At 41.4% G+C, this 13,929-nt stretch carries 7 protein-coding genes; all 7 read left to right on the top strand.

Annotation, left to right across the window (positions count from 1 at the left end):
• Positions 1–285: 285 nt before the first annotated feature.
• Positions 286–1,365, top strand: coding sequence for a glutamate 5-kinase (gene proB, locus AC1DYB_RS29525; protein ID WP_477440404.1), 1,080 nt, complete (start codon positions 286–288; stop codon positions 1,363–1,365).
• 3 nt (positions 1,366–1,368) lie between these two features.
• Positions 1,369–2,616, top strand: coding sequence for a glutamate-5-semialdehyde dehydrogenase (locus AC1DYB_RS29530; protein WP_477440406.1), 1,248 nt, complete (start codon positions 1,369–1,371; stop codon positions 2,614–2,616).
• Positions 2,617–2,626: 10 nt separating this feature from the next.
• Complete coding sequence (locus AC1DYB_RS29535; RefSeq protein ID WP_477440408.1) at positions 2,627–2,911, top strand: hypothetical protein; 285 nt, start codon at positions 2,627–2,629, stop codon at positions 2,909–2,911.
• A gap of 1,070 nt (positions 2,912–3,981) precedes the next feature.
• Positions 3,982–5,070 (top strand): tRNA 2-thiouridine(34) synthase MnmA, encoded by a 1,089-nt coding sequence (gene mnmA, locus AC1DYB_RS29540; protein WP_477440410.1) that lies wholly within the window; start codon positions 3,982–3,984, stop codon positions 5,068–5,070.
• A gap of 208 nt (positions 5,071–5,278) precedes the next feature.
• Entirely contained in the window at positions 5,279–7,672 is a 2,394-nt protein-coding gene (topA, locus tag AC1DYB_RS29545; RefSeq protein ID WP_477398627.1) for a type I DNA topoisomerase, read from the top strand.
• 16 nt (positions 7,673–7,688) lie between these two features.
• The gene (locus AC1DYB_RS29550) at positions 7,689–8,093 is read left to right on the top strand and encodes a hypothetical protein (protein WP_295713190.1); all 405 of its coding nucleotides are present in this window, start codon (positions 7,689–7,691) and stop codon (positions 8,091–8,093) included.
• Between the two features lie 219 nt (positions 8,094–8,312).
• Positions 8,313–13,910, top strand: coding sequence for an alpha-2-macroglobulin family protein (locus AC1DYB_RS29555; protein WP_477440412.1), 5,598 nt, complete (start codon positions 8,313–8,315; stop codon positions 13,908–13,910).
• Positions 13,911–13,929: the final 19 nt, after the last annotated feature.

Raw genomic sequence — 13,929 nt, forward strand, 5'->3', positions numbered from 1 at the left:
AGATGTAGGATGATACTATCAACAACAACTCATAGTGGAGAGCTGCATTTTAAACAAATTGGAGTCATTAATCAAGTAAATATGATACATAGTCTATGGAATTAGTCGACAAAAATATAAATTATTTCTTTTGTACCAAGACTTTTATTCTTTTTTTCGTCTTTTAACGCCGAATTTGATTATCAATTCTATTAAATCTACCATTTTAGTGGATATATTTTAAAATAATCCGGCCCTGTTTCACCTCAATTTTGTAATATTGGCGGTTCAACCTGTAGTACTGCAATGTCTTTTAATTACCAACGCATCATTATAAAAATCGGCTCCAATGTTTTTACCCAGGAAAATGGCCTGCCCGACCTGCAACGCATAGAGCATTTGGTTGGTCAGATAGCCGCGATAAAAAAACAAGGTAAAGAAGTGATCCTGGTTTCATCGGGAGCCGTTGCATCAGGCAGAAGCCTGATCACCATATCCGAAAAATATGATGCTATTGCCGCGAGGCAGCTTTTAGCTTCTATAGGCCAGGTAAAGCTCATCAATACTTATTCTCAGCTTTTTGAGCGTTTTGGAATCCTTTGTTCACAAGTATTGGTTACCAAGGAAGATTTTAGGGACAGGATGCATTATCTTAACATGAAAAACTGCCTCGACCTGTTGTTACAACACCAGGTGATTCCCGTTGTTAACGAAAATGACGTGGTATCAGTAACCGAGCTGATGTTTACAGATAATGATGAACTTGCCGGACTAATTGCTTCTATGCTGAACGCACAGGCGCTAATTGTTTTAACCAATGTGGATGGTATTTATAATGGCGATCCAAAAGCGCCCGGATCCGCGGTGATTGAGGAGGTTGCAGGCTCTGTGGTTAATTTTGCCGAATTTGTTTCTTCCGGTAAATCGCAATTTGGTCGCGGGGGAATGATTACCAAGTCAACCATGTCGCAAAAAACGGCTCAGTTGGGTATAGCTGTGCACATAGCCAACGGTAAAAGGGACAATATCCTTACCGATGTGCTGGAGAACAAAGTGATTCATACGCGCTTTATCCCCAATAAAACAGCCTCCGGCAAAAAGAAATGGATTGCCCATTCAGAAAAATCGGCCACAGGTGTGGTACTGGTAAATGAGGGTGCTAAAAAGGCCCTCTTATCAAATAAAGCTACCAGCTTGTTACCTATAGGAATTACAGAAGTAATAACCGATTTTAAAAAAGGTGATATTATTAAACTGGTTGATGAAAACCATAAACTGATTGGCCTTGGCATTGCAGAGTACGGCGCGGACAAAACACGCGAGCAAATCGGCCAAAAAAATCAGAAGCCTTTGGTGCATTATGATTATCTTTATTTACAGGGTTAACACATGAATTATAACCAATATTTCGAAAACGCGCTAATAGCAGGCAGGAAAGCTACGCTTGCTCCTGCCCTCATCAACCAGATTTTACATGATGTGGCTGCTGAAGCCATCGCTCAAACTCATTTGATATTAGCCGAAAATCAAAAAGACCTTGACCTGATGGATCCGGAAGATCCAAAATACGACAGGTTGAAACTTACAGCAGCCCGTATTGAGGCTATTGCCGGTGATATGATCAATGTGGCCAACCTGGATAGTCCTTTAGGAAAGCAGCTTTCTGAAACACACATGCCCAATGGTTTGTCCATTACTAAAATTCGGGTACCGCTGGGTGTGGTAGGCGTAATTTATGAAGCAAGGCCTAATGTTACGTTCGATGTGTTCGCGCTGTGCTTTAAAACCGGCAACATCAGTATTTTAAAGGGCGGCAGTGATGCAGATCATTCAAACAGGGCAATTGTTACCGTTATTCATAAAGTACTTGCTAAACACCGTATAGATCCTAACGTAGTTACCTTGCTGCCGGCAGAGCGTGAAGCAACCGCCGCATTATTAAACGCTATTGGTTTTGTGGATGTGTTGATACCACGCGGCAGCCAGTCGCTGATAAATTTTGTGAGGGATAATAGTAAAGTACCAGTTATTGAAACAGGTGCGGGCATTGTGCACACCTATTTTGATGAGTCTGGCGACCTGGTTAAGGGTGCAGAGATTATTGCCAATGCCAAAACACGCCGGGTTAGCGTATGTAATGCATTAGATTGCTTAATTATTCATGCAGGCAGATTAAATGATTTACCGCAGTTAAGCCACATCCTTAAAGAAAAAGAAGTTGAACTTTTTGCCGATGAACGCGCTTACGAGGCGTTAAGAAAAGATTATCCGGAAACCCTGCTTCATAAGGCCAGGCCAGAACATTTTGGCACCGAATTTCTATCGATGAAGATGGCGGTTAAAACGGTTGATAATTTTAAGCAAGCATTAGAATACATTGCAATAAACAGCTCCAAACATAGCGAGGCTATAATATCTGAGGATGCTGAAAACATCGCAACCTTTTTAAATGACGTTGATGCTGCTGCAGTTTACGCCAATGTATCTACCGCGTTCACAGACGGAGCACAGTTTGGCTTGGGTGCCGAAATTGGCATCAGCACGCAAAAACTTCATGCACGTGGCCCTATGGGCCTGGAAGAGCTTACCAGCTACAAATGGATTGTTAAAGGCGATGGGCAGATAAGAAATTCTTAATAATACTGATATGCCTTATCTATATACATTTATAATGGATTATTTAGGCGGTACCTATATTTCTCAAATAGAGGCTGAAGATACTAACCAGGCAATGGACCTATGGATAGAGAACTTAGAGACAAAACAAATAAAGGGCTTTTCAAAATCAGATAAAAAGAAGCTAATCGAAGTTGGATTTTCAGATGATAATAAAGACACACCAATAGCCGGAATACGAAATGTATCATGTTTTGATATTAGAACAAAAAAGGGGTTTGCAATCATAAACATTATAAAGACCGCAGAAATCTAGTACATTCTGCCTCCTATCAAAGCCCCAACCGAAAGTTTATTGCATAAAAAAAGGTGCTTCCAAAAAAGCACCTTATTTGTTTCCTGATGAGCTTAGTTACTTAATTAAGTAATTCGCTACAGCAATAAAGCAAATAATCATCAAGATCACTCCTTGCAATTTCTGTTCTAATGTTAACTGGCTTATCATTCTATTAAATTAATTAGGGTAAAGCAAATTTATATTGTAATCTCAATGTTACAATAGGCAACATCATTTTTACGTTTATTTTAATAAATAGTAATAAAAGTTTTAGAATAGTTAGTCCTACATTTATTCATTAAAAAATTAGCAAAAAATATGTTTTAACATTGAAATAGTGTTACCGTAACACCACGTTAAAACAAGTATTTTAAGCTATAAAAAATCCATTAAACGCGTTTTTCTTATTCATTGATTAAAAAGCTTTTTTTAATTGAAATTTTACTTTCCCTGAATAAGAAAATATTATCGCCCTATGAATAAAAAATATACCAGGATTTGACTTTTATTCCAAACACGTCAGATATATATTTTCCAAAACATTTGGAATTATTGTATCACCGCTGTTACATTAGTGAATATTATAAACCAATTAAAAATGCCAAACCACATTCTGACCGTATACCTGTTAGTCGCCTTTATGGTGGCGGGCATACTTATCAACTCTCGCATTAAGCAATGGCTAAATAAAAAAAGTTAGTCATTTGCATTAAAGATTCTAATTCGTATAGATTTCTTAACGCATCCAGTTTATAAAAGTATAGCCCGTTGTACAACAGGCTATACTTTTATAAACAAAAAAGTAAATGAGCTAATATTGTAATTTACTTCAATTAAAACTTCATGTTTTTATCATAAAACATTGATATATAGATATAATTAACTATAAATTAACTGCGTTTATAACGAGTTTGCAAATTTGATAATGATGAAATAACCGTTCACGTCATCAAATCTTTAGGCTTACAAACCTCTTTAATAAATTCTTACCCTCTCCTGACCCAAGCCATTATCAATATAAATCACAATACCGTATCTTTGCACCCATTATGAGTAAGCATGGCAGAATTCTGGTGGCAATGAGTGGTGGTGTGGATAGTTCCGTAGCGGCAGTAATGCTGCATGAACAGGGCTATGAAGTAATTGGCCTCACTATGAAAACCTGGGACTATGCTTCATCGGGTGGCAGCTCTAAAGAAACCGGATGCTGCAGCCTGGATAGTATCAACGATGCGCGTGCCCTGGCCGTAGGTTATGGCTTCCCACATTATATACTGGATATTCGTAGTGAGTTTGGTGATTTTGTCATCGATAACTTTGTTGATGAATATTTGGCGGGCCGTACTCCTAACCCATGCGTATTATGTAATACCCATATAAAATGGGAGGCGTTGTTAAAACGTGCTGATAAGCTGGATTGTGAATTTATTGCCACAGGCCATTACGCCAACATTCGCCTGCAGGACAGCGGCCGTTATGTAATATCAAAAGGTAAAGACGAAAACAAAGATCAGTCATATGTGCTTTGGGGTGTATCTCAGAAAAACCTGGCACGTACAAAATTTCCGTTGGGTAGTTTTTCTAAACCCGAGATCAGGCAAATGGCTATGGATATGGGACAAATAGAATTGGCGGGAAAAAGCGAAAGCTATGAGATATGTTTTGTACCTGATAACGACTACAGATCGTTCCTGAGGCACAAAGTTGAAGATCTGGAAGAACGTGTTGCCGGTGGTAACTTTGTACTCACTGATGGCACCGTAGTAGGCAAGCACCAGGGTTACCCCTTCTACACCATAGGGCAGCGCAAAGGTTTGGGCATTGCTTTAGGGCACCCTATGTTTGTTACCAGCATTGATCCTCAAACAAACACAGTTGTTTTAGGTACTGCAGATGAGCTTGAACGCAAACAAGCCTGGGTTAAAAACCTTAACCTGGTTAAATATGCCAGTATTACCGAGCCTATTGAAGCCATCACCAAAATCAGGTATAAAGATGCCGGTACCCAAAGCAGCATTGTGCAAATGGGCGAGCATATGAAGGTTGATTTTCACCATAACGTTTCTGGTATAGCTCCCGGTCAGTCTGCCGTTTTTTATGAAGGTAATGATTTATTGGGCGGTGGTTTTTTAATGTAATCCTTTATTTGTTGGAATGTTTTAAGGTTGGAGTGCTGCAATGTTATCGATTGCGGCATCCGGTGTTTAACCTTCCGATTTTATTACAGTATATGCTCGCCAAAGCAACATTTCAACCTTAAAACATTCTAACTTTCCAACATTTTTAGCAAAAACAAATTGGCGTTTCGCTTTCTTTATGTTTTATTTGCAAAAAATAACTGCTTAAATGGCCAAAAATTTACTAATAGTTGAGTCTCCGGCGAAAGCCAAAACCATCGAGGGATACCTTGGTAAAGACTTTGTAGTGAAGTCGAGCTACGGTCATATCCGCGATTTGGTAAAGTCTGAAGATGCGATAGATATAGGTAATAACTTCGCTCAAAAATACGAGGTACCTGCTGATAAAAAACAGGTAGTTAGCGAGTTGAAGAAATTGGCTAAAGAAGCAGAGATGGTTTGGCTTGCATCGGATGAGGACCGCGAAGGAGAAGCTATATCATGGCATTTATTTGAAACCTTAGGGCTAAAAGATGAATCGACCAAGCGTATTGTTTTTCATGAGATCACCAAACCTGCAATATTAAAAGCAATTGACACCCCGCGTAAAATTGACTACAACCTGGTGAATGCCCAACAGGCGCGCCGTGTTTTGGACAGGCTTGTGGGTTTCGAACTCTCCCCTGTTCTGTGGAAAAAGGTTAAGCCATCACTTTCTGCAGGCCGCGTGCAATCAGTAGCTGTAAGGTTAATTGTTGACCGCGAGCGCGAGGTAAATAAATTTACATCAGAAGCTGCTTTTAAAATAGTGGCCATATTTGGCAAAGGTAAAGAAGCTTTTAAAGCAGAGCTTGCCGAGCGTTTTTCTAAACAGGAGGATGCTGAAAAATTTTTACAGGATTGTATAGCTGCTGATTTTGATGTGCGCTCGCTGGAAACCAAACCAGCCAAACGTTCACCGGCTGCGCCGTTTACTACTTCAACCCTGCAACAGGAAGCAAGCAGGAAACTGGGCTATTCTGTAGCACGTACCATGCAGGTTGCACAAAGGTTATATGAATCTGGTTATATTACCTATATGCGTACAGACTCGGTAAACTTATCCGAAACCGCATTAGATGCAGCTCAACAGGAAATAGTATCAGCTTATGGCCAAAAATACCATCAGCTAAGAAAATATAAAACCAAGAACGCAAGCGCCCAGGAGGCTCACGAAGCTATAAGGCCCACCTATTTTAATAACCATACCATTGCCGGCGAATCTAATGAAAAACGCCTATATGAACTGATCTGGAAACGTGCCATCGCTTCTCAAATGAGTGAAGCGCAATTTGAGAAAACTGTTGCAAAAATCAGTATATCAACACGTAAAGATGAGTTGACGGCCAATGGTGAGGTAATGAAGTTTGATGGATTCCTGAAGGTTTACCTCGAATCTCAGGATGATGAGGATGAGTCACAGCAAGACGGAGAAAATGCAATGCTTCCGCCTTTAACCACAGGGCAGCGCTTAGCCTTACAGGAGATGTCGGCTACTGAACGTTTCTCCCGTCCACCGGCACGATATACTGAGGCAAGTTTGGTAAAGAAACTGGAGGAGCTTGGTATCGGTCGCCCGTCTACCTACGCCCCTACTATTTCTACCATACAAAACCGCGGTTATGTTGTAAAGGAAGAGCGCGAAGGCAAATTACGCAACTTCAGGGTGATGACTTTAAAAGGTGATCTGATCACTAAAGAGCAAAAATCTGAGAACACCGGAGCCGAGCGTGGCAAATTGTTCCCTACCGATATTGGCGCTGTAGTAAATGATTTCCTGGTACAATATTTTAAAGAAATAGTCGACTTTAATTTTACTGCAAGTGTTGAAAAGCAATTTGATGAAATTGCACAGGGACTAAAAGAGTGGACAGATATGATCCGCAAGTTTTATGATCCTTTTCACAAAGGCGTTCAAAGCACAATTGAAACTGCCGATAAAGCCACCGGCGAACGCGAATTAGGTGTTCACCCCGAGAGCGGTAAAAAAATATCTGTACGTATTGGCCGTTACGGCCCGTTTGTACAGGTTGGAGAAAGTGCTACTGAAGAGAACAAAGAAGAAAAACCACTTTATGCCAGTTTAAGAGCAGGGCAAAGCATAGAAACCATCAGCATTGAAGAAGCTTTAGAACTGTTTAAACTACCTAAGGTTGTTGGTGAATATGAAGGCAAAATAATGAAGGTTGCTATCGGTCGCTTCGGGCCGTACATTAGCCACAACAGTGCGTTTGTATCTTTACCAAAAGAAATTGATCCGCATGATGTAACAGAAGAGCAAGCTATAGAGCTGATTAATGCAAAGCGAAAAAAAGACGCCGAAAAATTAATAAAGGCTTTTGACGAAGATGAAGAAGTAAAAATACTAAACGGTCGTTGGGGGCCGTATATAGAGTTTGGCAAACTTAACGTTAAAATCCCTAAGGATAAAGATCCATTGACCTTAACCTACGAAGAATGCAAAGCCCTGGCAGATGCCATGCCTAAGGATGCAAAAAAAGGAAGGTTTGGTAAAGCTGCGGCTGCAAAACCCGCTGCTAAAAAAGCCCCTGCCAAGAAAAAAGTAGCAGCTAAGAAAAAGTAATTATCTGAAATAAAGAATGATAAAGGACCTCCCCGATAACAGCGTTAAAGACATTGCCATTGCAGTAGCCCTGGAGCGTGAAAGCGTGGAGAGTAAAATCTGGTACGTATATCTCATCAACTTAAAAAATGAGCCTATTGAGAATGTACTTATCACATCAAAAGGTTACGGGGAAAAAAATGGAGAGCAAATAAAAACCTCTACTTTAAGGCACATGATCCCAGTTGTTGATAGCAAAGGCTATAAGCTTATTGAGCCTATTGATGAGCAAACCTTCGGACTGAATAATGAGTATTGGCTGAGTTACTATATCGGCACCAATATTTTCGATAAGAAATTTATTTTTCTGCCCGAAAGTATTGTCGAAATGAATTTTATCAAACTACCTGTGCTCAATAAACCTGGTGTGATGATATTGTAACAACAAATTAATAGATAAAACTATAATATACGAGCCGGGAGATTTCATTTTCCGGCTCTTTTTGCGTGTAAAGATCATCCGGGAATGACAGGTTGTACCTTACTCCTGAATCGCACGTCCTCAATCTATCTTACGTCTGGATTTGTATTAAATATATTTTTCAATTAATTATTTGTTGCTATAAATTTTATACATTCATGCAATAAATAAACCTATTTCATGGATAACGGGTACACCAGGTTCCGCAAGCGTAAAAGCTTGATCACAATTGGTACTGCGCTCGCAGTACTATTAATTATAGCCTATCTTATTGCAAATGGCCGCAAAAAAACTATAGTCGACCCTGCCTTTAGCAGGTACATCGAATCTTATACAACCGGTGTTATCTCCAGGGAAAGCACTGTAAGAATCCGGCTTGCAAGCACAGTTCAGATAACCCATCAGCAAAATGAAGTGGCAGATAATGACCTCTTTGATTTTTCTCCATCAGTAAAAGGAAAGGCTTATTGGATTGATGCCCGCACTATTGAATTTCGTCCTGATAAAAAGCTCGATCCTGATAAAAGCTATAGTGCCGAATTTAAATTGGGTAAACTTATTGATGTACCCTCTAAATTTAACAGGTTTAAGTTTGGCTTCCAGGTGGTTAAGCCCGATTTTAATGTAGCATTTAGCGGATTGCAAACCGCTACCAGTACTTCTATTGATGAAATGAAGCTGGAAGGCAATATTCAAACGGCCGATACAGAGGATCCCGCATTGGTTGAAAAAATCATCACAGTGAATTATTTATGGCCGGTTAAAATCAGCTGGACTCATAATGTTACTACAAGAAATCACGCATTTAAGATAACGGGGCTAAAACGCCAGTCGGGTGCGGTTACGCCTGTTACCATTAACTGGGATGGTAATGCCCTAAACGTTGATAAAAAAGGCGATCAGCATTTTGATGTACCCGCTATCGGCGATTTTAAGGTATTAAATATTCGGGCTGTACAGGATAACGACCAATATGTGCTCGTACAATTTTCAGATGCTATCATGGTTGGGCAGGAATTAAATGGCCTTATTGGTATTACTAATGTAAACGACGCAGCTTATACCATTGATGGCAGTACAGTTAAGGTATATGCACCCGAACGCTTGCAGGGCGATTATGGTGTATTTGTAAATGAAGGGGTAGAAAACATCTCACACAAAAAAATTACCAAAACTTACAGCGCCAATGTGTTTTTCGAGAATCGTCTCCCCAACGTGACTATCCCGGGTAAAGGTGTTATTCTACCAGATTCCGGTAAATTGATGATGCCATTTGAGGCGGTGAATTTAAAAGCTGTTGATGTAAGTATCATTAAAATATACGAGAGCAACGTACCCCAGTACTTTCAGAATAACGATTTTAACGGTGGCCAGGAGTTGCGGCAGGTGGGTAAACCTATTATTCAAAAAACCATCCGCCTGGATACAGATAAAGGACTAAACCTGAATAAAAAGAACCGTTTTATGTTGGATCTCGACCAGATGATCCGAACTGAACCGGGGGCTATTTACAGGGTGATCATCGGTTTCAGGCAGGATTATTCACTTTATAACTGCAGTTTAGGCGGTACTGTTAAAAAAGGTAGCGATGATGAGGGCTACGAAGGAGGAGGAGAATACAGTGATAATGCCAATAAGGTAAGCGATGAGGATGATGATTTTTGGTCGAGATATGACAATTTTTATCCCGACGGCTACAGCTGGCGGGATAGAGATAATGCGTGCACCCCATCCTACTACACTAAAACACGTTGGGCTACCCGCAATATAATTGCTTCGAATATTGGGTTGATTGCCAAACGCGGCAATGATAACAACATGTTAATTGCGGTTACTGATATTATGAGTGCCAAACCGATGGATGGTGTAGAATTACAATTGCTCGACTATCAAAAGCAGGTGATCTTAAAAACAACTTCGGGCGCTGACGGATTGGCCAGCTTTGACCTGAAACGAAAACCTTATTTACTGGTTGCAAAAAAAGGCAGGCAGCGGGGTTATTTGAAGCTTGATGATGGCAACTCGCTGCCCCTCTCCCGTTTTAATGTGAGCGGAGAGCAGATTCAAAGTGGGTTGAAAGGTTTTATTTATGGCGAACGCGGTGTTTGGCGTCCCGGCGATAGCATATTCATGACTTTTATGCTGGAAGACAAGCTGAAAACCCTGCCAGCAGATCACCCTGTTGAATTTGAACTGACAGATCCAAACGGAAAACTATACAGGCGCATTACGCAAACAAGATCACTGGATAATTTTTATAGTTTCCATACCGCAACCGAAACTTCATCGCCCACAGGTAACTGGACAGCCAAAGTAAAAGTCGGTGGTGCGTCGTTTGAGAAAAAGATCAAGGTAGAAACCATTATGCCAAACCGACTCAAGATCAGCCTTACATTTGGCGGTGCAAACGAACTCACCAAAGGCAATAATGCAAATGGCAAATTAAGTGCGCAATGGCTGTTTGGCGGTGCCGCCCAAAACCTTAAAGCCAAAGTAGATGCTTTTTTAACACCGCAGACAACCAGCTTTAAAAACTATAAAGATTATGTTTTTGATGATCCCACCCTGGCTTTCAATACCCAAACTCAAACCGTTTTTGATGGTAAACTAAGTGCCGATGGCAACGCCAATATCGATGCTAATGTAAATGTTGAAAAACAGGCGCCGGGACAACTGAGGGCCAATTTTTTAGTAAAGGTATTTGAGCCAGGTGGTAATTTCAGCATTCAGCAGGTTACTATGCCATATAATGTTTACAAAGGCTATGTGGGCATAAAAACACCATCAGGAAGCGAACTTTCGGGCATGTTGGTTACAGATAAAGATCATCAGATTGATATTGCCGATGTTGATGTAAATGGTAATGCTTTTAGCGGTAGCCGCGATGTGGAGTTGGAATTATACAAAGTACAATGGCGCTGGTGGTGGGATCAAACCGGGAATGAGATGAGCAATTTTACCCAGGATAAGTATAACAAGCTCATCAAAACCCAAAGCATTCAATTAGTAAACGGGCGTGGTAAATGGACATTGCGTATTCCTAAAGCTGATTGGGGACGTTATCTTATCAAAGTAAAAGACCAGCAAACAGGTCACTCAACCGGCAAGATCATTTATGTAGATTGGCCAAACTGGTCAGAAAGATTGCAGCAAAGTAACCCAACCGAGGCTGCAATGTTATCATTTACTTCGGATAAAATAGCCTATAAGGTTGGTGAACAGGCGACTTTAACCATACCTACTGCTGCAGATGGGCGCGCTTTAATCAGTTTTGAAAATGGCAGCAAGGTTTTAAAAACAACCTGGATAGACACAAAAAAAGGGCAAACTCAATATAGCTTTACAGTCGCCCCGGAAATGGCACCTAATGTTTTTGTTAACGTAACCTTGTTGCAAAGGCATTCACAGACAATAAATGACCTCCCTATCCGCATGTACGGTGCAATACCGCTTACGGTAAACAATCCCGAAACGATCCTGAAACCAGTGATCAGTATGCCCGATAAGATCAGGCCTGAAACACAATCAGACATAACGGTATCCGAAGCATCGGGCAAAGAAATGACCTATACAATTGCCATTGTAGATGAAGGTTTGCTGGATATTACCAATTACAAACTCCCCGATCCGCATGATACCTTCTATGCCCGTGAAGCTTTGGGCGTAAAAACCTGGGATCTGTTTGATTATGTAATAGGAGCCTGGGGCAGTGGCCTGGAACGGATATTAAGCATCGGTGGCGATGGTAATCTTGGCACCAACAAGAATGTATCTGTAAACCGATTTAAGCCTGTTGTTAAATTCATGGGACCTTTTCACCTCGGCGCGGGCGAAAAGCAAACCACGCCCTTTAAACTGCCTCAATACGTAGGCTCGGTAAAGGCAATGATTGTAGCAGGTCACAATGGCAGCTATGGGGTGGCCGAAAAAGTTGTGGCAGTTAAAAAGCCGCTGATGATATTGGCCACATTGCCGCGGGTACTTGGCCCATCAGAGAAAGTGCAGTTACCTGTTACGGTGTTTGCCATGGAACCTAATATAAAAACGGTTACTTTATCTGTACAAAGTAATGCGTTTAGCAACCTTTCCGGTAATAACACGCAAACGCTAACATTTACTAAAACCGGCGATCAGCTGGCTACTTTTGACCTCGTAGTTAAAGATTTTGTTGGTGTAGGCAAAGTAAAGATCATCGCCAAAAGCGGTTCAGAAACAGCTGCTTATGATGTAGAACTGAATGTACGCAACCCTAACCCACCGATAACCCGCATTATAGAGAAAGAACTTAAACCGGGCGAGGCATGGAGCACAGCTTACCAGGCAATTGGCATAAACGGTACCAACAAAAACACCATAGAGGTTGCCTCCATCCCACCGCTAAACTTAGATAAACGGTTAGACTATCTGATTGATTACCCGCATGGTTGTGTGGAACAAACTACATCGGCGGCGTTCCCGCAATTGTATTTGGGGCAGTTGCTTGATCTTTCTCCAAGGCAAAAGGCAGCATCAGAAAGAAATATCAAAGCAACAATTGCCAGGCTGAACGGCTTCCAGGTGCCCGGTGGCGGTTTAAGCTACTGGCCGGATGGTGGCGATGCCGATGAATGGGGAACTAATTATGCCGGTCACTTTATGCTGGCGGCACAGGCAAAGGGTTACAGCATGCCTTTAGGGTTTATAGAGCAATGGAAAAAATATCAAAAGCAAAAAGCTTTAACATGGGCACCAGATAGTAAGCGTTTTTATGGCGATGACCTGAACCAGGCCTACCGCCTGTATTTGTTGGCATTAGCCCGTTCACCAGAGTTAGGCGCAATGAACCGGCTACGCGAATTTAGATACCTCAGTATCGAAGCCAAATGGCGGTTAGCTGCGGCCTATAAGCTGGCCGGGCAGCCAGAGATAGGTATTGGGATGATAGCGGGTTTACCAACTACAATAAAACCCTATAATACCTTGTTTGGCACCTATGGTTCCGACCTTAGGGATCAGGCTATGATCTTAGAGACCCTTACCCTGCTCGGCCAGCAGGCAAAGGCTGCCAGCCAGCTCAGAACTGTTGCCGCAAAACTTTCACAGGATGATTGGTATAGTACCCAAACAACGGCTTATTCGCTGATAGCTATTGCCCAATATTGCGGGCAGAATAAGGCAGCAGGTAAGTTGACATTTAATTTCCAGTCGGACGCTGCCAAGTCTGATATCAACTCACAATCATACATTTGGCAAAGCCCCTTAGCTACAAATGGAGGTAATGTAAACATCAGGAACATGGGTGCAAACCGACTGTATGTAAGGCTGATACAAAAAGGACAGCCATCATCTGGTCTTGATGTTAAAACGTTTATTGATCCACAGGTGCTACAGATGCGTGTAGGCTACTTTACCCTTGGTGGTAAGCCAATAGATCCATCCTCATTAAAACAGGGAACCGATTTTGTGGCACAGGTTAATATTAAAAACCCAGGCAGGCGTGGCCGATATGATAATTTGGCGCTCAGCCAGATCTTCCCATCGGGATGGGAAATATTGAACAGCCGGATGTTGAATAGTGATGAGGCATTTAAATCTTCGCCATCAGATTACCGCGATATCAGGGACGACAGAGTAAACACTTATTTCAGTTTGCCCGAGGGTCGTGAGGTTACCTACTATGTAATGCTAAATGCGGCCTATGCGGGCAGGTACTATTTACCGGCTGTATATTGCGAGGCTATGTATAATAATTCGATCAATAGTTTAATTAAAGGGCAATGGGTTGATGTGCTGAAATAGAGGAAATTTTCATCCTACG

The sequence above is a fragment of the Mucilaginibacter sp. P2_A4 genome (genome assembly GCF_056405015.1).